Here is a 19,082-nt window from a genome sequence, read left to right on the forward strand (position 1 = left end):
GCCATGCTGACCAGCACGCCCAATCTGCTCACCGTGAGCCGGATCGTGTTCATCCCGCTCATGGTCGCCATGTTCTACGTCGAAGGTGATCTCGCACGCTACATCGCCTGCACCATCTTCGTCGTCGCCGCCGTCACCGACTACGTCGACGGTTACCTCGCCCGGAGCTGGCGCCAGCAGTCCCTGTTCGGCCGCTGGCTCGATCCCGTGGCCGACAAGCTGCTCGTGGCCTCGGCGATCCTGATGCTGGTCGGCTTCGCGCGCGCTCCGCTCCTGCCGGCCCTGGTCATCCTCCTGCGCGAGATCATGGTCTCGGGCCTGCGCGAGTACATGGCCGAGGTCAGCGTCGGCCTGCCGGTGAGCCGGCTCGCCAAGTGGAAGACCGCGGTGCAGATGACCGCGATCGGCTTCCTCCTCGTCGGCAGCGCCGGCCCGGCCTGGCTCCCGGTCGAGGCGATCGGCTGGTGGGGCTTGTGGCTCGCCGCCATCCTCACCCTCGTTACGGGCTGGGACTATCTCCAGGCGGGTCTGCGCCACATGCTGCAGACCCCGGCACCGCCACCGGCCGCCGCCCCGGTCAAGGTCGCCGAGCGCGCCTGAGTTTCCCTCTGCTGCCGGTGAGACCATGAGGATCCGCTACTTCGCCTGGCTCAAGCAGCGCGTCGGCTGCGCCGAAGAGCTGCTCGACCCCGTCCCGCCCCACCTCACCAGCGTCGCCGCGCTCAAGGCCTTCCTCGCCGAGCGCCATCCCGGCTTCGCCGAGGCGCTCGCGAGCAGGGGCGTGATCCGCTGCGCGGTCAACCACGACTACGTGCCCGAGGATGCTCCCTTGCGCGCGGGCGACGAGGTGGCGTTCTTCCCGCCCGTGACCGGGGGCTGAGATGATCCGAGTCCAGGCCGAGCCGTTCGACCCGGGCATGGAGCTCGCCCGCTTCGGCCAGGGCCGCACCGACATCGGTGCCGTCGCCACCTTTCTCGGCCTCGTCCGCGACGTTCACGGCGGCGAGCGCATCGCGGCGATGACGCTCGAGCACTATCCTGGCATGACCGAGCGCCAGCTCGCGGCGATCGAGGCCGAGGCCCGTGCCCGCTGGCCGCTCGACGACTGCCTCGTCATCCACCGTTACGGCCGGATGCTGCCGGGCGAGCCGATCGTGCTGGTCGCCACCGCTTCCGCCCACCGCCACGCCGCTTTGGAGGCGTGCGCCTTCCTGATCGACTGGCTCAAGACCAAGGCCCCGTTCTGGAAGCTCGAGGAGACCGAGACCGGCGAGTCCCGCTGGGTCGAGGCGCGGGAGAGCGACGAGGAAGCGGCAGCGCGGTGGTAGCCATGGGTTCGAGCGCGAAAGGCGACCGTGTCATCCCTCCACGGGCTTCCAAGGATCTGCCGCCTGTCACGATCCGATTCCTGCCAATCCGAATCTTGCCGCAGCCTTTGCTTCCGAAACATTCTCGCCTGAGTCTGCATCAGATCGACGAGGGACTGCCGCCGCTATGAGGTAAGCGCCTCAGAGGCCGGGCTGCTGCTTGCGGGCTTCGGTCACGAAGTCGCCGAGAATCTCGGCCAGCGTCTGCCGGCCGAGCTTCAGGATGCCGCGCGGCATCTCCTGCCCGGTGTCGGCTCCGTGCCGTCGATAAGCTTCAGACCGTGACCCGGGTGATGCCGGAGGCCGCAACCGTCATCTGCTCGGGCCAGTGGCGGTGATTGAGAACCGCACCCTGCTCCCTGACCTCGGCCACGCGGTCGAGATCGATCTCGGCATAGACCCAGGAGGGTTTGTCGAGCTCGCCCAGAGCCAGCACGCCGTCGTCCGGGAAGTCGAGGTCGGGCGGGCCGTAGACGGCGGCAGCGCCACGGTTGGCGTCGACCGCGGGCGACCAAGGGGCGTCGCCAACCGTCGGGCTGTGAACGGCGAGGCACTGGTTCTCGAGCGCGCGGGCCTGAGCGCCCACGCGCACGCGCCAGTAGCCGCGCAAGGTCTCGGTGCAGGAGGGAGCCAGGATCAGCTCGGCGCCGGCCTCGACCTGCGCCCGGGCGAGGAGCGGGAACTCGACGTCGTAGCAGATGCACACACCGAGCCGGCCGAGGCTGGTGACGAACAGCTTGAGCTCGGATGCGCCCGACACGCCCCACTCCTCGCGCTCGAAGCGGGTCATGACGATCTTGTCCTGGTAGTCCTTGGTCCCTTCCGGGCCGTAGAGCCAGGCGCGGTTGTGGTAGCGGTTCTCGCCGGCGCGCACCGGCAGCGACGCGCCCAGGATGTAGACGCCGAAGCGGCGGGCGAGGCCTTCGTGAAAGGCCACGACCTCGGGCTCGAGCGAAGCCACCGCCTCGAGCGAGCCCGTAAGGTCGCTAGGGACGGGTGCGGGGAAGAGGGAGGCCAGCTCCATGGCCCCATACTCGGGAAACACCAGGAGCCTCGCGCCCTCGGCCACGGCCGCCTCGACCCAACCGCTCACCTTGGCCGTGTAGGCCTGCCAGCCTTCCAGCCGGTCGATCGGATACTGGGCCGTGGCCAGCTTGAAGCGACGCTCGGTCATGTCAGGGGCTTGATCCAGAACTGCATGGGCTTTGCGGTCTCGTGATCCTCGTCGAGGTCCTGCCAGCTCAGATGCCCGATCAGACCCGGAATCGGTTCATAGCCGCGCCGGCGCCAGAATGCATCCAGCGGGACGTAGTCCTTCGGGCGGCGCGGGTGGTCCTCGGGCCGGATCACGCCGCAGAAGACCGTCCAGCGGAAGCGGCCAAGCGAGCGGGCGTGCGCCTCGCGCTCCTCGAAGAAGCGCACGCCGATGCCGTGGCCGCGATAGCGCTTCTGGAGCACGGATTCGCCGAAATAGAAGATCTCTTCGACCTCGTAGCCACGCTCGGCGAAGGGCCGGGTCAGGCTCTCGGGCTCGTGCGCGAGCGGCAGCCCGGTCGCGGCGCCCACGACCTCCTCGCCGTCGAAGGCGCCGACGATGACGCTGTCCTTGGCCGCGGCGTAGGTCTTGAGATAGCGCTCCTCGTAAGCCTGCGAACCTTCGTAGAGATAGGGGAAGTCGCGGAACACCTCGATCCGCAGCCGGGCCAGATCGGGCAGGTAATGCTGCAGCCGTTCCCCGGTGAGGCGCTCGAGCCTGATCTCGCTCATGCCGTCCCTCCGACCTGGGCGATCCAGTCCTTGAGGTTGTAGTAGGTGGTCACGCGGGCGATTTTGCCATCGCGCAGCTCGAAGAAGGTGCCGGCCGGCAGGCGGTAGGTCTGGCCGTTCGCCGGCGGCAGGCCCTCGTCGGTGGAAAGATAGGTGCCGTTGACGATGAACTCGGCGGCGGCGCGCCTGCCGTCGGGGCTCGCCATGACGACGATGTCGGTGAGCTCTTCCCGGTAGCAGCGGTCCATGTGGGCGAGGAACCGACGGAACGCCTCCTTGCCGATCTCGCGGCCGCCCTGGTTGATGTCGTGCACCACGTCGTCGGTGAGGAGAGCCAGCATGCCCTCGCGATCACCGCGGTTGAAGGCTGCATAGTAGGCGTTGATCGTCTCGATGCTCATGCCGTTCCCTCCCGGTCGCGTGACGGCCCCCATGTAGGCGGCAGGGGCGGCAACCGCAATCGCGGAAGCGGCGCTCCATGAGCCGAGCCCGACAACGCGGTTCCCTCAGGCCCGGTGCAACTCGGCTTCCTCGTCGAGCGCCGTCTCGGTGTCGACGACCGTCTGCTCGAGCACCGGCAGGAGGTCGCGCCAGCTCTCGCCGGCGCGCGCCTTCCGCTCCATGGCCTCGGCCACCGCGCCGATCCGGGCGAGGCCGAAGCTGCGCGAGGTGCCCTTGAGCCGGTGCAGGAGACGTTGGGCCTCCTCGTCGGCCGTGGCCTTCAGCTTCTCGATCGCCTCACCCGCCTCCGCCACGGCCTCGCCCACGTACTCGTCGATCTCGAGCTCGCTCAGGTTGCGGGCCAGCCCTTCGATCATCTCGTGATCGAGGAGAGGGGCCGCCACGGGATCGGCCGGCGGTGCCGGCTCCTCGTCCAGAGGCTCCATTCCGCCGAGCTCGGTCTCCCCCTGTGCCAGCGAGGCCAGGAGGTGGGCGAGGCTCGTCCAGGTGACGGGCTTCGTGAGCAGGCCGTTCATGCCGGCCGCCATGTAGCGCTGGTGCTCGCTCGTGAACACGTTGGCGGTCAGCGCCACCACGGGTGTGCTCTGGTTTGGCCCCTCCTGCCGGCGCAGGAGCTGCACCGCTTTGACCCCATCCATGACCGGCATCTGGATGTCCATGAGGATGACGTCGAAGCGCTCCTCGATGCAGCGCTCGAGCGCCTCGAGCCCGTTGCCGGCAACGGCGACGTCGTGGCCCTGACGGCTCAGCATCTCGCGGATGAGTTCCTGGTTCAGCGGCACGTCCTCGACCAGGAGCACCTTCATCGCCGGCACCGGCGGCAGGGCCTCGCTGGGCCGCACCGCGGCGGCCTCGGGATCGCCGCGCATCAGCTCGAGCTCGACCCAGAACGTGCTGCCCCGGCCGGGGACGCTCTCGACGCCGATCCGCCCGCCCATGGCGTCGGTCAGGCGCTTGCAGATGGCGAGCCCCAGCCCGGAGCCGCCATAGAGCCGGCTGGTCGAGCGGTCAGCCTGGACGAAGGGCTCGAACACGCGCGCCTGCTGCTCCTGGCTCATGCCGATGCCGGTATCCTCGACCGCAAGGTGCAGGCGCACCTTCGGGCCGTCCTCGGCGAGCGCGCGCACGCGGATCGCGACGCTGCCCGTGGGCGTGAACTTGAGCGCGTTGCCGGCGAGATTGAGGAGGAGCTGCTTCAGGCGTCCCGGATCGCCCACGAGCACCGCAGGCACCCCCGGATCGAGCTCGATCGTGAAGGCGAGTCCGCGATCCCGTGCCTGCGGGCTCAGGATCGAGCGGATGTCCTCGAGCAGGCCGCTGATCTGGAAGTCGACGGCCTCGAGCTCGATCCGGCTGCCGAAGCGCATGAAGTCGAGGATGTTGTTGATGATCGAGAGGAGCTGCTCGCCCGAGGTGCGGATCGCGGCCACGAGCTGGGCCTGGCGCTCGGTCAGGTCCTCGAGCGAGAGCAGATCGACCACGCCGAGCACGCTCGTGAGCGGTGTCCTGATCTCGTGGCTCATGGTGGCGAGAAACTCGGACTTGGCCTGGTCGGCCTGCTCGGCCCGCCGCCGCGCCTCCACGGCGGTGCGGGCGCTCGCCCGCTCGCGCACGGCGAGGCTCACGATGATCCAGCCCATGCCGGCGAGGAGGAGGGCCACCCCGGCCAGCACCAGGCCGGTGACCAGGGTCTGCCGCCACCAGGCGCTCAAGATCTCGGTCTCGGAGGCGCCGGCCACGACCTTCAGAGGGTAGGAGGCGATCGGGTCGACATGGACCCAGTACGAGCGGCCGTCCTCGGTGATCCGCCCGGCACCGCTCATCGGCAGGTCCGCGAGGGAGAAGGGCGGGCGCCCGGCCTCGCCCTCGGGCCAGTAATTGCGGTTGCCGAGATAGATCGTGTCGGTGTCGTCCACGAGTGCCATGGGGCCACGCGCCCCCACCGATGCCTCGTCGAGGAAGCCGGCGAGATAGGCGGCGTTCACGGTCGTCACCACAGCACCCTTGAACCCGCCTGCCCGGTCGCGGATCGGCCAGCTGATCGGCAGGACGCGCCGGGTGGGCGAGACGTGCGGTGCCAGGATCGGCGGGCTGATGTAGAGGCCGCTCACCTCGCCCGAGCGCAGGAGCGCGAAATAGGGCCGGTCTCCGATATCGGTACCGATGCGGCCCGGCTGGGTCGAGGCCAGGATTCTGCCATCCGGCCCGGCCACGGCGAGGCCCTCGAGCTGCGGCAGCCGGGCGGCCTTCACGGTATGCTCGCCCAGGATGCGCCCAGCCAGCGCCTCGGGCGGCGTCTCCGGGGCGACGTCGCTCGTGAGCAGTGCCAGATAGAGGTCGACCGCATCGAGGCTCAGTTTGACGTGCTCACCCGCGATACGGGCGGCGTTGGCGAGATCGCGCTTGGTCGCCTGCACCAGCTTCCGCTGCTCCTGCAGCGCCGCATGCGTGCTGAGGCCGACCAGTACCAGCATGGCGACGACGTAGAGCATCACCGTCAGGAGAACGGGGCGGCCGGCCAGATGGTCCAGCACCCGGCTGGCGCGTGCACGCAGGCTCGAGGACGATGCAGCCGGGTGCCGAGCGTTCGCTGCTTCTGCCATCGTGGCGTCACCTTGCGGCCCGAGGCACGGTGCCGCAGGCCGCCATCACGGCCGCGCGCTCGGGAAACCCGAGAATGTCCGGCATGAAATCACGCGGACATGCCCTGCTGTCGTCTGTCGGGATCCGCATCGGCCGCTATCCATCAACTATTGCATGTCATGTAACGCCGTGACGCTGCCTCTGAGGTGTCATCGCCGTGGCAGCGATCATCTTTGGCCATCGCTTAGGCATAACAAAGGATGACGTTGGACCCAAGCGTGGCGAACAAGGCTGGACGTCATCCGCTCTGGCGGCGAGAGCGGAGCTGCGGCACAGTCGGGCCGGCGGCCCTGGAGCTGCCGCGACTTCGGCGGGACGGGAGCTGGAGGTGGGCTTCTACACGCGGGTCATTGTGCCGCGGCTGATTCACCGCGCCATGCGCGAGGAGATGCTCCTGCCGCTGCGCCAGCGCGTGCTCCAGGGTGTCGCTGGCCGCGTGCTCGAGATCGGTGTCGGCTCCGGGCTCAACCTCCCGCTCTACGGTCGCGGCGTCACGTCGCTGCAGGCCGTGGACCCGTCGCCCTATCTGCTCGGCCTCGCCCGGCGCACCGCCGGCTGGCTGCCCTTTCCGGTGATCCTGCTCGAGCAGTCGGCCGAACACCTGCCCCTGCCGGATGCCAGCATCGATACGGCCGTCGTCACTTGGGCCCTGTGCTCGATCCCGGACCCCTTGGCGGCGCTGCGGGAGGTGCGCCGCGTGCTGGCGCCGGGTGGTCAGCTCCGGTTCCTCGAGCACGGGCTCTCGTCCGTGCCCGAGCTCGCCCGCTGGCAGCAGCGCCTGACCCCGCTCTGGCGCCGGCTCGCCGGCGGCTGCCATCTCGACCGGCGCATCGACCGGTTGCTCGAGCGTGCCGGGTTCTCTATCGAGCAGATGGAGACCGGTCACCTGCTGCCCGGGCCGCGGCTGCTGACCTTCCATTATCTGGGCTCGGCTCGCCGCTGACGGAGCCGCGATCCGAGCCTTGTCGTGGGGACGATCGCCGCCGATAGTACGGCAGGTTGGGGAGAGGGGACGATGCGGGAAGTCACGGTGGCGGCCACGCAGATGGCTTGTGACGGGAATCGGGATCGCAACGTGGCGCGTGCCGAGGTCCTCGTGCGCGAGGCGGCCGGTCGCGGCGCCTCGGTCGTCCTCCTGCAGGAGCTGTTCGAGATCCCCTATTTCTGCAAGGACCAGTCGCCGCGCCATTTCGGCCTGAGCCAGCCTTTCGAGGGCAACCCTCTGATCGCACGGATGAGCCGGCTGGCATCCGAGCTCGGCGTGGTGCTGCCGGTGAGCTTCTTCGAGCGCGCCAACAACGCCTACTTCAACTCGGTGGCGATGATCGACGCCGACGGCCGGGTGCTGGGCGTCTACCGCAAGAGCCACATTCCCGACGGGCCGGGCTACCAGGAGAAGTATTACTTCAACCCCGGCGATACGGGCTTTCGCATCTGGCACACCAAGGTCGGCTGCATCGGCGTCGGCATCTGCTGGGACCAGTGGTTTCCGGAGGCCGCCCGCGTGATGGTGCTGATGGGCGCCGAGATCCTGCTTTACCCGACGGCGATCGGTTCCGAGCCACATGCATCGGGCTACAGCAGCTGCCGCCACTGGCAGCGCGTGATGCAGGGCCATGCCGGCGCCAACATGGTGCCGGTGGTCGCCTCCAACCGGGTCGGGACCGAGGCGGGCGAGAGCTGCGAGGTCACGTTCTACGGCAGTTCGTTCATCACGGACGGCTACGGCGAGATCGTGGAGCAGGCGCCAAGCACGGGCGAGGCCGTGGTGACGGCCTCCTTCGATCTCGACGAGCTGGCCCTGGCCCGTGCTTCCTGGGGTCTGTTCCGCGACCGCCGGCCCGATCTCTACGTGCCGCTGCTCACGCTGGACGGCCAGGATCCGGCGATGTGAGCGCCGGGCGTCAACCTCAGGTGAGTGCGTCGATCTCCTCGATCGACAGCTCGCCCGGCACCAGCGTCACCGGGATCCGGATGCGCCGGCCGAGATTGCCGAGGAGGAAGGTGACGAGCGGCCCTGGATTGCTGGAGCCGCTTGCGGTCGCGAGCACGAGGAGCGAGATCGAGGGCTCCTCCTGCAGCAGGGCGACGAGTTCGTCGGCGCGCTTGCCCTCGCGGATGTGCACGGCCGGCATGGTGCCGGTCTGCGCGAACACCTCGGCCGCCAGCGTCTGCATGCGCTGCTCGGCCTCGGCGCGTGCCTCCTCTTCCATCACCCGCTCCACGCCCAGCCAGTGCTGGAACTCGGCCGGCTCGATGACGTGGAGCAGCGCTACGCGGCCGTTCGTGTGCTGCGCCCGACGGCAGGCGTAGCGCAGCGCGTTGCGCATCTCCTCGGTCTCGTCGACCACGACGAGAAAGACGCGTGGCGTTGCCGGCCGCTGCTGCTCTGGTGCCGGCGAGGCGGGCTCGCTCATGGCTCAGGCCCTTCGGAACACGGCGTCGGCCAGAAAGCCCGCGGCCAACGCCATCAGAATCGAGGCCAGACCATAGAAAGCCGGGCGGTGCAGGGCGAAGTCGTAGAGGTCGGCCTCGATTCCCATCTTCGAGATCTCGAGCGTGCTGGTCTGCGCCCCCGTCACCTCGCCGTCGGCGAACTCGAACACCTGAACCTGATAGATGCCGGGTGGCACGTTGGCAGGGAAGGTGATCCGGGTGCGGAACAGGGTCTGGCCCAAAAAGCTCACCGTGCCCGGCTCGACCGAGTAGAGGCCCGCGCGCTGCTTGTTGCGGATCAGCGCCTCGCGGAACGCGGCGATCTCGGTGGGCGGCATGCCTTTGGCGTCGACCGGAGTGAGGCGCAGATTGTCGGCCCCGAGTTCGTGGCGGGTCAGCACGCCGGGGCTCGCGAGCTCGGCGAGCGGCTCGCTCGCCGCGACGGCGTAGAAGCTGGGCACGCCCTTGAACTCGAGCGATTCCGTGTTGATCCAGATCGGGCCGACCCGGCCCTTCCGGCGCACGGTCGTGTCGCGGGCCGGGCCGCGCACCACCACGGCGATCTCGCTCGCTCCCTGATGCGCGGCACCGTAGATCAGCACCTGGGTTCCGACGAAGGCGGTCGTGATCGCGATCAGCCGCGAGGAGAGATCGTAGACGAAGGTGGCGGATGTCTGCTGCGCCGGCACGGCGCCGAGCACGGTGCCGGCGAGGGCAGCCGCGAGCCAGGCCGACAGCCTCCCCGTCCGGCTCCGCCCGGCCGCAAGAGGAGTCGCGATATGGGACGCGCTGCTCACGGATGGACGCTGGAAGCGGCGCGCAGCAGCGCTTCCTCGACGGGCTTGCTTTTCGCGGACGGTGTCTCGCAGTAGAGCTGGTAGAGCTGCTGCAGCACGGCCAGGGCTTCGTCGGAGGCCACGGAGTAGTAGATCGTCTGGGCCTCGCGACGGGTACGGACGAGGTTGTCGCGCCGCAGGCGGGCCAGGTGCTGGGAAAGCGCCGACTGGCTCAGCCCGACCAGCCGTACGAGCTCGCCCACGGACTTCTCGCCGCCGACGAGCTGACAGAGGATGAGGAGCCGGTGCTCGTTGCTCATCGCCTTCAACAGCGTGCTGGCCTTGCGTGCACTCGCCTGCAATTTGTCCAAATTCATCTGACGCTCCTGCGACCGTCGGCTCGGGGGCGCTGCCGCCCACGCCTGGGAACACTGCGCCGCAGAGCAGGGTTCCAAGAATCCCTAGTATGAATGGGGCGTAATATCCAGTTGCCCTTTTGCGGGCAACCGTTGCCCGACGGTCATGGAGATCGTTCTCAGCGCACGTGCCGCGCGCCGGTGTCGGCGAGCGGTGCCGCGGCGCGCACGGGCGCCGGCAGGAACGGCAAGAGCCGGCCGGTCTCGAGGTGCTTCACGCCCCACCAGCCACCCGCGAGGATGGCGGCGAGCGTGAGCCACGAGCCCAGGCTCAAGGTCGCGACCCCGGTGAGGCCCTGGCCGATCGTGCAGCCCTGCGCCAGGGCGCCGCCGCAGCCCATGAGCGCCCCGCCTGCGAGGTGGCGCACCATGTCGTCGCGAGCCACGAAGGTCTCGAGGCGGATCTGCCGGCACCACAGCCCCACGGCGAACGCGCCCAGAAGCGTGCCCGCGACGAGGGCGACGGCGAAGCCCGGCCGGTCGCTGCCGCCCGTCATCAGCCACAGGAGGCTGTTGCCGACGGGGCCGACATAGGTGAGCGACTGCGGGTGTGCCGGCGTCATCGGGTCGGCGCCGAGCCAGCCGGTCGCGAGCCAGCCCGCCGGGACCAGAGCGCCGAGGGCGAGACCCGTCGCGATCTCGCCCGGTGCCCGCCGGAAGGCCGGATCGCGCAGGGAGAAGGCGAGCAGCGCCGAGGCGACGAGGAGCGTCAGCGCCACCGTCCAGGCGGTCGCGGGTAGGCCGGTGGCGGCGGCCAGGATCGCAGGCAGGCCCTGATCCTCGCCCAGAGGCAGCGTGCCGACGGCGCGCAGGCTCGCGTGCAGAGGGGCGAGCACGCCCAGGATGGTGGCATAGGTCGCGATCCCGGTGACGAGGAGCGCGGTCAGGGCCTTGAGGCTGCCGGTGCCGAGCCGGACGAGGTTGCGGCTGGGGCAGCCGCCCGCCAGCACCATGCCGAAGCCGAACACGAGGCCGCCCAGGACGGCGCCGAGCCAGAACAGGACGGGCTGGCGGTAGGAGGTGCCGGCGAGCGCGACGAGGCCGGCCCCGTCGAGGGCTTGGCTGCCGAGGAGTGCCATCGCGATCGCGAGCGCCCAGATCCGCAGCCGGCGCAAGCTACCGAACAGGACGGCATCGCTGATGCTGCCCATGGTGCAGAAATGGCTGCGCTGGACCACGGCGCCGAACGCGGCGCCGATCAGAAAGACGGCGAACGCCGTCATCGTCTCCGGCACGATCCCGAACACGGCGCCCATGAAGCTCGAGGCCTCGCTCCCGTTCATCCCTGCCATGCTCCGCACGTTCCCGGGCCGTCCACATATGACGGCGGGCGGCGGCGGTTCAAGGCAGGAGAGCGGCGCGGCTCTCCGGGAGCCACCCTCGACTCAGTCGGACTCGCTCGTGAAGGCCGGCCCGAGTCCGGCCTCGCCGTCGACGATCCGCCGGCACTGGCCCTCGAAGCTGGCACCGTCCTCGATCGTGAGCGTGCCGTGGGTGATGTCGGCGATCACCTTGCAGCCGCTCGCGAGCCGTACCCTGCGCGCCTTGATCGAGCCGCTGACGATGCCCTGGACGAGGATCTCGTCGGTCTCGATGTGGCCGACCACGTGGCCGGAATCGCCGATCGTCACGGCACGGCCCTGGACGTCGCCGTCGATGCGGCCGTCGATGTGGAGCTCGCCCTCGGTCGTGACGTTGCCGACGATGTGGAGATCGGCGGCGATGATCGAAGGAGCGGTGTTGCGTAAAGAAGGGCGCGGGCGGGGCGGTGCCGCCACGACGAGCGCCGTGCCGGTGGCCTCCCGGCTCTTCACCTGCTGCCTAGCCTTCAAGAACATGGCGCAGTCGTCTCCCCGCCTCGAGGAAGTTGGCTGGATCGAGCGGCTGGCCGTCGATCCGGATCTCGTAGTGCAGATGCTCGCCGGTGCTCCGTCCGGTGCTGCCCATGATGCCGACGGGTTCGTGGAAGTCGACTCGCTCGCCCACCCGCACCAGGATCTTCTTGAGATGCGCGTAGCGGGTGTGGACTCCCATGCCATGGTCGATCTCGACCATGTTGCCGTAGGCGCCGGCGGGCCCGGCCTCGACCACCCGGCCGGGGTTGGTAGCGAGCGCCCGCGCGTTCTCCTCGCCGCCGAAGTCCAGGCCCTCGTGCATCGCGCTCTTGCCGGTGAACGGGTCCTGGCGGACGCCGAAGCCGCTGTTCAGGCGGTATTGCGCCATCGGAGCCGCGAACGGGATCGACAGCAGCAGACGATGCAGGCGCTGCAGGCGGCTCAGATCGCCGGTGAGCCCGGGCTGCGAGGGGATGACCGGGAGCGGCGGGTCCTTGGCCAGCGCCGGCACGAGCGGGCCGCCTTGGCCCGCGCTCATGGGCGAGCCGACGCGCTGAATCATCCGGTCCACGTCCACGCCGGACCGCTCGAGCACGTTTTCGAGCGCACTCACGTGGTTGACGATCCAGGCCCGCAGGCGCGCCGTCTCGTTGCTCGTGCTCGAGCGCAGTTCGTCGAGGCGCGTCTCGAGCATGCCCACGCGCCAGCGCATGCCCTTCTCGCTCTTGCGCGCGAGGTCGCGCTCGCTCGTGACGGTCGCGAGCCTGGCCTCGAGCGCTGCGACCTGCGCCGCGAGCGAAGCCTTCTCGGCTGCGAGATTGCTCGCGAGGACCTCCTGCTCCCTGGCACCCTGGTGCAGCGCCTCCAGCCCTTTGCGGGTGGCGTCGCGCTCCTGCGCCACCGCCGCCACCTCGGCGCGGGTGGCATCCAGCTCGTGGCGGAGGGTCTCCTGCAGCTCGCTCAGGTGCGCGATCGTCTCGCGCTGTTGCTCGTTGATCGTTTCGAGGTCGGACACTATCCCGCGCAGGCGCCGGGCCTCGGCATCGCCACTCTCGCGACGCTCGTCGAGCGTGCGCTGCAGCAGCGCTATCTCCTCGGCTTGGCGCGCGAGGGTGCCGCGGGTCGCGAGATGGTCGACCGCGAGGAGCACGAGGCCGGCCAGCACGAGCGTGGACAGGCAGATCCCGAGGAGCTGATGGCCCGGCCGCAGGACGATGCTGCGATACTCGCTGCCGGAGCGCAGGTAGAGATGGCGTTCGCGAAGCATCCGTCCGAACGGCATGTTCGGCTGTCTCTTCAGAACGCCCGACATCCCTTCGACTCCGTCCGAGGCTGGTCTTGTCGCAGTCGCGCAACATGAAGCTGCACAAATGCAACAATACTCTACTTTAACGTTGGCGGGATTATGGTGATGTCGACGCCTTCCCACAAGCGGCGTAATATGCGGCGGTGCGAAAGGGTTCTGCCGCTCCACCTGGAATTCGGAAGCCGTCGCTCGTCTTCGATCGGGGAGAGATGCAGGTCGCACGGCTGCAGCGCCGGCGGCAGGACGTCTCCGGCCCGCGGCCGGGATGCGCCGTCGGGTCGCACGGCGAGGCCCGTGCCGAGGTGAGCCGGCCATGGGCCACAGTTCGACCCGCCAGCGATTTTCGCCTCGCGACGCGGCGCGATGCCGTATCGGCCCGGCCTTCTCAGGTGCGCTCGCGAGCGTAGTAGAAGGCCGATACCGCGCCGACCAGGCCCACGGTCGGCGTGACCACCTTGTCGAGGATCTTCAGTATGGCCTCGCTGTTGGCGGGGTCGAACGCGCCCACGGCCAAGGCGGCCAGGACCTCGACCGCGAACAGCCCCAAGAGCGCGTAGGCGAGCCAGGCGCGGGTGCGATCGAGAGGCGTCGGCGGGCTCTCCTGCGGCAGGATCAGGTCGTCACGGTCGGCGATGACGAACTCGGCCTCGGCTGGCCCGAGTCCGGCCCGATTCTCGCCGTCATCGTCCGAAGCCGCCATGCGCATGGCCCGACTACACCTCGCCGCGGCTGCTAGCGCAGCATCACCTCGCGCAGGCGGCGGTCGCGATCCTCGAGCAGGATGCGCTCGCCCCGTGCCTGTGCTTCGCTGAAGAACAGCTCCGTGCCGATCGCGCGCCGGATCATCTCCGCCGGCGTGAGGCCGCGCCGCTCGGCGAGCCTCTGGACCGCCTGCAGCACCTCGCCGGAAAGGTGGAAGGTCAACCGCTGTGCGTCCGGTGTCGTCGGCATGTCCTCGGTGCTCCTCCTCCACGTCTTCCATGATACCCAATCCGGCTGAAGCGTGCGCCAGCTTTCCGGCTGCCCCTGTCGGTGCGCTGCGTGTGCCGGGACAAGCGAACGCGGATCATCCGGATCCGGTACGAGAGAGCGGACCCGTCGGGACGCTCAAGGCTCGGCCAGGGCACGCCCTGCCGGCACGGTCAGCTCGCAGACGAGTCCCTCCGGCCGGAACTCGGTCCGCACCTCGCCGCCGAGCTCGTAGCGCAGCCCCTGCTCGATCAGGGTGTGCCCGAAGCCGTGGTGCAGGGGCTCCCGCACCGGCGGCCCGTCCCGCTCCTGCCAGAGGAGCCGCAAGGTCGCCTCCTGCCCGTCGCCCGCGGGCCGCAGCAGCTCCCAGACAACCTCCAGCCGGCCTTCGGGGGCGTTGAGCGCGCCGTATTTCGCGGCATTGGTCGCGAGCTCGTGCAGCACGAGGGCGAAGGTCTGCGCCGCCTCGGGGGCGAGCGTGAGGTCGGGACCGGTGGCCCGCACCCGCTTCCCGTAAGGCTCGAGCTCGCTCCTCAGCACCGCCCGCAGGCTGGCACCACGCCAATGGCCGGCGGTCAGAAGGTCGTGCGCGCTCGCGAGCGCCTGCAGGCGCTTCATGAAGGCCTCGCGCGCCTCCGTGAGCGTCCTCTGACCACCGAGGCTCCGGGCGGCGATGCTCTGGACGACGGCCAGCGTGTTCTTGACCCGGTGCGAGAGCTCCCGCAGCAAAAGCTGCTGGCGCGCCTCCGCCCGCTTGCGCTCGGTCACGTCCATGATCGTGCCGATGCCCCGGACCGGCTGGCCGGCATCGTCGAACAGGACGCGGCCGGTGGCGACCAGCCAGCGCTCGGTTCCATCGTCGGCGCGGCGGATGCGGAACTCGGCCGTGTAGCGTCCGTTGCCGGATGGCTCGTAGGCGGCGCGGTAGGCAGCGTTGACCCAGTCGCGGTCCTCGGGATGGATCAGACGGGAGAACAGCTCGGGATCGGGGGGCGTTTCGGGTGGCAGCCCCACGATCGCGTGGAACTCCGGCGACCAGCGGCGGGAGCCGGTCCGGACGTCGACATCCCACGTGCCGAGCCCGGTCGCCTCGACGGCGAGGCGCAGCCGGGTCTCGCTCTCGCGCAAGATCTCCTCGGTCGCCCTGCGCTCGGTCACATCCTGGAACACGACCACGCCGGCGGCGATCCGGCCCGCATCGTCGCGGATCGGCGCAGCGCTCACGTTCATGATGCCCAGCGTGCCGTCACCGCGTAAGAACCGGATCTCCTCGCCGTCCACCACCTCCCCGATCGCGATCGCGCGCGCGAGCGGCCACTCATGCGGCGCGTAAGGCCGCCCGTCGGGATGGAAGCCCCGATAGCCGGCATCGTAGGCCTCGATCGTCTCGGCGGCGACGAAGGGACGGCGCCAGATCCGCGCGACCTGCTCGTTGCCGAGGATGAGCCGACCCGAGGGTGCTTCGGCGACGATGACGCCGAGCGGCATGCGCTGCATGACGGCCTCGAGCAGTGCCCGATCCATGTCGCGCTCGTGGCCGAGCCGCTCGCGCTCGAACGCCGCAGCACGGCTCTCGGTCGTGTCCATCATGATGCCGGCCGCGCGTATCGGCCGGCCCCGGGCATCGCGGAACAGCCTGCCGCGGGAATAGACCCAGCGGATCCGGCCGTCGGGCAGCACGATCCGAAAGCTGTACTCGAGCCGGCAGTCGCCGGAAGCGAGCACCGTCTCGGTCAGCTGCTCGACCCGCGCCACATCGTCGGGATGGTAGCGGGCACGCAGGTCGGCGCGCGACAGGATGCGATCTTCCGGGTAGCCGAACAGCCGGGCCAGCCGGGGCGATGGTGCGAAGGTCGTGCCCGCGAGGTCGATCGCCCATTCGGCGGCGCTCGCGGCGTCGAGAGGCGTTTCGAGCATCTGAGCGCTCTCGCTGGTCTCGTCCACGGGCCGGATCTGTTGCAGCTTGGCCTCCAAGGGCGACGACTGTCCCCTGCTTCGTTCATACAGAGAGAGCGCGAGGACAGGAAGCCCGAGGCCCGGCCGGGGGCGCTCGGATGCTCGCGCCGAGGCCGAAGGGGCTGGCTCCTTCCGATGAGCGATGGCTGCCTGACACCGGCAGGGCGAAGGCTCGGCAGGCATGGAGGAGCATGAGGATCGGCCAGCTCCCAGAGGAGCAGCCGTCGTTCAGGAGGCGGAAGAGCACGGTCGGACATGGCTGTCCACACCGCCGAGGCTGTGGATCGGTTCCGTACCGGCTGCCGCGGACGTCTCGAGATGGGCGGCGCATGGTGCCGGCGAAGGGACTCGAACCCCCAACCTCCCGCTTACAAGGCGGATGCTCTGCCGATTGAGCTACGCCGGCAAGCGCCGCATCACGGGGCGGACGCAGAGTGCACCATAGAGAAAACCGGGTCGGAGCGGAAGCCGCGCGGTTCAGGCGTCGTCTTCCGGCCAGACCGGCGCGCGCTTGCTCCTGAACGCGTCGAGGCCGGCCGCGAAGTCCCGGCCGAGCGCGTTTTCGACGATCACGTCGGTGGTGAAGGCGTAAGCCTCCTCGAGGCCGAGCTCGAGCTGGCGGTAGAAGGCGCGCTTGCCCAGCGCCAGGACCCGCGGCGACTTGTCGAGGAGGCGGGCCGTGAGTGCCGCGATCTCGGCATCGAGGGCTTCGGCCGGGACCACCCGGTTGACGAGGCCGAGACGCAGCGCCTCGCGCGCGTCGATGAAATCGCCCGTCAGCAGCATCTCCATGGCCGGCTTGCGCGGCAGGTTGCGCGAGAGCGCTACCATGGGTGTCGAGCAGAACAGGCCGTATTTCACGCCCGAGACCGCGAAGCGGCTGTCCTCCGTGCAGACGGCGAGGTCGCAGGCAGCGACGAGCTGGCAGCCGGCGGCAGTGGCGATCCCGTGCACGCGAGCGATCACGGGCTGCGGCAGGCGGGTGAGCTTCACCATGATCCGCGAGCACTGGTCGAACAGGGCGCGGATCGGCGCCTCGCGCAGGTCCTCGCCCATCTCCTTGAGGTCATGGCCGGCGCAGAACGCCTTGCCGTTGCCGGCGACGATCACGACGCGCGTGGTGCTGTCGGCGGCGATCCGGTCGACCTCCTGCTCGAGCGCGGTCAGGAGGTCGCGCGAGAGGCTGTTGAAGGCTTTGGGCCGGTTGAGGGTGAGGCGGGCGACGCCGTTCTCGTCCGCCCGCAAGAGAAGAGGCTCGTTCTGTCCGTCCATCACCGATCCTCGAGTGCCGGTCACGCGATGAAGCCTTCCTCTTTGTACCAGGATGCCGTACGGGCGAGGCCTTCGTCCAGGCCGATCCTGGGCTGAAAGCCGAGCCGGGTCCTGGCCTTCGTGATGTCGTAGGCGCGATTGTTGACGAAGAACTCGACCCGGCGGCGGTAGATCGGCGGGTCGATGCCCAAGGGGCGGCAGATCCGCTCGCAGAGATCGCTCAGCGCCAGCACCGGTCCCGCCGGGAGCTTCAGGATCTTCTGCTCGGGATGGCCGGTGAGCCGGCCGATCTTGTGGATCAGCTCCCCGAGCGTGGGGCATTCGTTCCCGGCGATGATGAAAGCCTCGCCCGAGATGCCGGGGGTGGTGCCGGCGAGGCGGAAGGCCTCGACCAGGTCGTCGATGAAGATCATGTGGTAGTGCGGGCTGCCGTCGCCCAGGAGGATCACCCGGTCGCGGGCGGCGAGCTTGAACAGCTTCACGAGCCGCGTGTCGCCGGGGCCGTAGACCGGGGCCGGGCGGATCACCACCACCTCGGGACCGCCGCCGCGGCGGGCACGGTCGAGGGCGAGCTGGTCGCCCGCGGCCTTGGTGATCTCGTAGATGCCTTCCGGGCGGATCGGCGTCGCCTCGTTCGCCGGCGCGCCCGTGACGTTGCCGTGGATGCCGACCGTGCTGCAATGGACGACGCGGCGCACGCCGTGACGTTGCGCCGCTTCCAGCATCAGCCGCACGGCCTCGACGTTGACCTCGCGGTAGCGCTCGTCGGAGAGGCTGGGCTCCCTGAACGTGCCGGCGATGGCGTAGACCGTATCGACGCCGGCCACCGCCCGCTCCACCGCGGCCGCGTCGGTGATGTCGCCGCGCGAGACCTCGGCGACGGAAAGGCCGGCCCTGGCCAGCTTCTCGGGCTCGCGCGCCAGCACCCGCACGCGCTCGCCGGCCGCGAGCAGGTGGTGTGTCAGGGCGCCGCCGATGAAGCCGGTGGCACCGGTGACGAGCACGGTCATCGCGCGGCTCCGGCGGCGGGGGCGAGGGCCGGGGCCTCCTCGCGCTGGCGCAGCACGCGGCCGGGCACGCCCGCGGCGACGGCGTAGGCGGGCACGCTTCGGATCACGACGCTGCCGGCGCCGATGACGGCGCCCTCGCCGACCTCGACTCCGTCGAGGAACGTCGCACCCATGCCGATCAGGCACTTGTCGCCGATCCGGATCGGGCCCTTGGTCCAGCGTGTCTGCTCGCGCTGCAGCATCTCGCTGCCCGCTGTCGTGCCGGCACTGCGCACGGTCTGGAACACGCCGCCCGAGAGCTTGCAGCCGCCGCCCATGACCACGGCCCGGCCGATCTCGACTCCGCCTTGGGAGTGGATCACGGTGTGCATGCCGATGTCGCTGTCCGCGCCGATCGTGATCGGCCCGATCTTGGCCTGGATCGACACGCCGCGCCCTAAGATGACGCGGTCGCCGATCGTGACCCCTTGCGGTCCGGCACCCCGGCCGTCGAGGACGCAGCCGTCGTCCAGGACCACGTTGTCGCCGAGCGAGATCAGGTGCGCGTTGCGGATGACGAGGTCGCGGCCGAACACGACCCCCTTGCCGCAGCGGCGGAACAGGCGGGGATAGAACAGCTTGCGCAGCACCAGGCCCAAGGCACCCGAGACCCGGCCGAACAGCATGGTGATCAGCTCGTAGCGGGCGAGCTGCCAGTAGGAGGCGCCGGGGCCGACGACGAGGTCGGCGTAGCGCCGGACCGCGGAACGGTCGCCGGAGAACAGCTTGCTGCGGATGTAATCCTGTTCGTCGAGCTGCTGCACGTGATTCTTTCCCGGCTTCGAGCGCGCGGCAGCGCTTGAACCACGGGCGGCGTGCGCGTGCAAG

Annotated in this window: 21 protein-coding genes and 1 tRNA gene; 5 read left to right on the forward strand and 17 right to left on the reverse strand. The window is 69.8% G+C overall.

The genetic code is table 11. The features are described from left to right. The first annotated feature begins 3 nt into the window (after nt 1-3). From pgsA to U1T56_RS18200, 3 genes are read left to right on the forward strand one after another with little or no spacing between them, the layout of a single operon-like run. Nucleotides 4-600 carry a CDP-diacylglycerol--glycerol-3-phosphate 3-phosphatidyltransferase gene (gene pgsA, locus U1T56_RS18190; protein ID WP_418160912.1) on the forward strand — a complete coding sequence of 199 codons (597 nt, stop codon included), beginning with the start codon at nt 4-6 and terminating at the stop codon, nt 598-600. A gap of 25 nt (nt 601-625) precedes the next feature. Continuing rightward, complete coding sequence (gene moaD, locus U1T56_RS18195) at nt 626-880, forward strand: molybdopterin converting factor subunit 1 (protein ID WP_418160913.1); 255 nt, start codon at nt 626-628, stop codon at nt 878-880. A gap of 1 nt (nt 881) precedes the next feature. After that, the gene (locus U1T56_RS18200; RefSeq protein ID WP_418160914.1) at nt 882-1,328 is read left to right on the forward strand and encodes a molybdenum cofactor biosynthesis protein MoaE; all 447 of its coding nucleotides are present in this window, start codon (nt 882-884) and stop codon (nt 1,326-1,328) included. 313 nt (nt 1,329-1,641) lie between these two features. Here the strand turns inward: U1T56_RS18200 and U1T56_RS18205 are convergent, their stop codons facing one another. The 4 genes from U1T56_RS18205 to U1T56_RS18220 form a co-directional block, all read right to left on the reverse strand. Further along, the gene (locus U1T56_RS18205) at nt 1,642-2,541 is read right to left on the reverse strand and encodes a carbon-nitrogen hydrolase family protein (protein WP_418160915.1); all 900 of its coding nucleotides are present in this window, start codon (nt 2,539-2,541) and stop codon (nt 1,642-1,644) included. Beyond that, nucleotides 2,538-3,134 (reverse strand): GNAT family N-acetyltransferase, encoded by a 597-nt coding sequence (locus tag U1T56_RS18210; RefSeq protein ID WP_418160916.1) that lies wholly within the window; start codon nt 3,132-3,134, stop codon nt 2,538-2,540. The genes U1T56_RS18205 and U1T56_RS18210 overlap by 4 nt, the downstream gene beginning before the upstream one ends. Continuing rightward, nucleotides 3,131-3,535, reverse strand: coding sequence for a nuclear transport factor 2 family protein (locus tag U1T56_RS18215; RefSeq protein WP_418160917.1), 405 nt, complete (start codon nt 3,533-3,535; stop codon nt 3,131-3,133). Before U1T56_RS18215 ends, U1T56_RS18210 begins: the two co-directional genes overlap by 4 nt. Nucleotides 3,536-3,640: 105 nt before the next feature. Next, nucleotides 3,641-6,199, reverse strand: coding sequence for a hybrid sensor histidine kinase/response regulator (locus U1T56_RS18220; protein WP_418160918.1), 2,559 nt, complete (start codon nt 6,197-6,199; stop codon nt 3,641-3,643). 368 nt (nt 6,200-6,567) lie between these two features. On the opposite strand from U1T56_RS18220, the gene U1T56_RS18225 reads away from it, so the two are divergent. Both U1T56_RS18225 and aguB read left to right on the forward strand, forming a co-directional pair. Beyond that, nucleotides 6,568-7,182, forward strand: coding sequence for a class I SAM-dependent methyltransferase (locus tag U1T56_RS18225; RefSeq protein WP_418160919.1), 615 nt, complete (start codon nt 6,568-6,570; stop codon nt 7,180-7,182). A 72-nt stretch (nt 7,183-7,254) separates the two neighbouring features. Then, nucleotides 7,255-8,133: an N-carbamoylputrescine amidase gene (aguB, locus tag U1T56_RS18230; RefSeq protein ID WP_418160920.1), complete on the forward strand. Its 879-nt coding sequence runs from the start codon at nt 7,255-7,257 to the stop codon at nt 8,131-8,133. 16 nt (nt 8,134-8,149) lie between these two features. On the opposite strand, the gene U1T56_RS18235 is transcribed toward aguB, so the two are convergent. From U1T56_RS18235 to U1T56_RS18295, 13 genes are all read right to left on the reverse strand, one after another. Then, a complete protein-coding gene (locus tag U1T56_RS18235) occupies nt 8,150-8,656 on the reverse strand; it encodes a universal stress protein (RefSeq protein ID WP_418160921.1) in 507 nt (168 codons plus the stop codon). A 3-nt stretch (nt 8,657-8,659) separates the two neighbouring features. Continuing rightward, nucleotides 8,660-9,472 carry a TIGR02186 family protein gene (locus U1T56_RS18240; protein WP_418160922.1) on the reverse strand — a complete coding sequence of 271 codons (813 nt, stop codon included), beginning with the start codon at nt 9,470-9,472 and terminating at the stop codon, nt 8,660-8,662. Further along, nucleotides 9,469-9,828 carry an ArsR/SmtB family transcription factor gene (locus tag U1T56_RS18245; protein WP_418160923.1) on the reverse strand — a complete coding sequence of 120 codons (360 nt, stop codon included), beginning with the start codon at nt 9,826-9,828 and terminating at the stop codon, nt 9,469-9,471. Before U1T56_RS18245 ends, U1T56_RS18240 begins: the two co-directional genes overlap by 4 nt. Before the next feature lie 158 nt (nt 9,829-9,986). After that, a complete protein-coding gene (locus U1T56_RS18250) occupies nt 9,987-11,150 on the reverse strand; it encodes a YeeE/YedE family protein (protein WP_418160924.1) in 1,164 nt (387 codons plus the stop codon). Nucleotides 11,151-11,252: 102 nt separating this feature from the next. Beyond that, complete coding sequence (locus tag U1T56_RS18255; protein WP_418160925.1) at nt 11,253-11,705, reverse strand: bactofilin family protein; 453 nt, start codon at nt 11,703-11,705, stop codon at nt 11,253-11,255. After that, nucleotides 11,689-13,323, reverse strand: coding sequence for a peptidoglycan DD-metalloendopeptidase family protein (locus tag U1T56_RS18260; RefSeq protein ID WP_418160926.1), 1,635 nt, complete (start codon nt 13,321-13,323; stop codon nt 11,689-11,691). The genes U1T56_RS18255 and U1T56_RS18260 overlap by 17 nt, the downstream gene beginning before the upstream one ends. A 70-nt stretch (nt 13,324-13,393) precedes the next feature. Then, complete coding sequence (locus tag U1T56_RS18265) at nt 13,394-13,714, reverse strand: hypothetical protein (RefSeq protein WP_418160927.1); 321 nt, start codon at nt 13,712-13,714, stop codon at nt 13,394-13,396. Nucleotides 13,715-13,740: 26 nt separating this feature from the next. Beyond that, nucleotides 13,741-13,959, reverse strand: a complete 219-nt coding sequence (locus U1T56_RS18270) for a ribbon-helix-helix domain-containing protein (RefSeq protein WP_418160928.1) — start codon at nt 13,957-13,959, stop codon at nt 13,741-13,743. 156 nt (nt 13,960-14,115) lie between these two features. After that, the gene (locus U1T56_RS18275; protein ID WP_418160929.1) at nt 14,116-15,951 is read right to left on the reverse strand and encodes a PAS domain-containing protein; all 1,836 of its coding nucleotides are present in this window, start codon (nt 15,949-15,951) and stop codon (nt 14,116-14,118) included. Nucleotides 15,952-16,263: 312 nt separating this feature from the next. Further along, nucleotides 16,264-16,339: transfer RNA gene (locus U1T56_RS18280), tRNA-Thr, on the reverse strand. Nucleotides 16,340-16,410: 71 nt separating this feature from the next. After that, nucleotides 16,411-17,205 carry an enoyl-CoA hydratase gene (locus U1T56_RS18285; protein ID WP_418160930.1) on the reverse strand — a complete coding sequence of 265 codons (795 nt, stop codon included), beginning with the start codon at nt 17,203-17,205 and terminating at the stop codon, nt 16,411-16,413. Between the two features lie 20 nt (nt 17,206-17,225). Beyond that, the gene (locus U1T56_RS18290) at nt 17,226-18,215 is read right to left on the reverse strand and encodes an NAD-dependent epimerase/dehydratase family protein (protein ID WP_418160931.1); all 990 of its coding nucleotides are present in this window, start codon (nt 18,213-18,215) and stop codon (nt 17,226-17,228) included. Next, nucleotides 18,212-19,018: a DapH/DapD/GlmU-related protein gene (locus tag U1T56_RS18295; RefSeq protein WP_418160932.1), complete on the reverse strand. Its 807-nt coding sequence runs from the start codon at nt 19,016-19,018 to the stop codon at nt 18,212-18,214. The genes U1T56_RS18290 and U1T56_RS18295 overlap by 4 nt, the downstream gene beginning before the upstream one ends. Nucleotides 19,019-19,082 lie beyond the last annotated feature (64 nt).

It is taken from the genome of Benzoatithermus flavus (assembly GCF_037908215.1).
GTDB lineage: Bacteria > Pseudomonadota > Alphaproteobacteria > Geminicoccales > Geminicoccaceae > Benzoatithermus > Benzoatithermus flavus.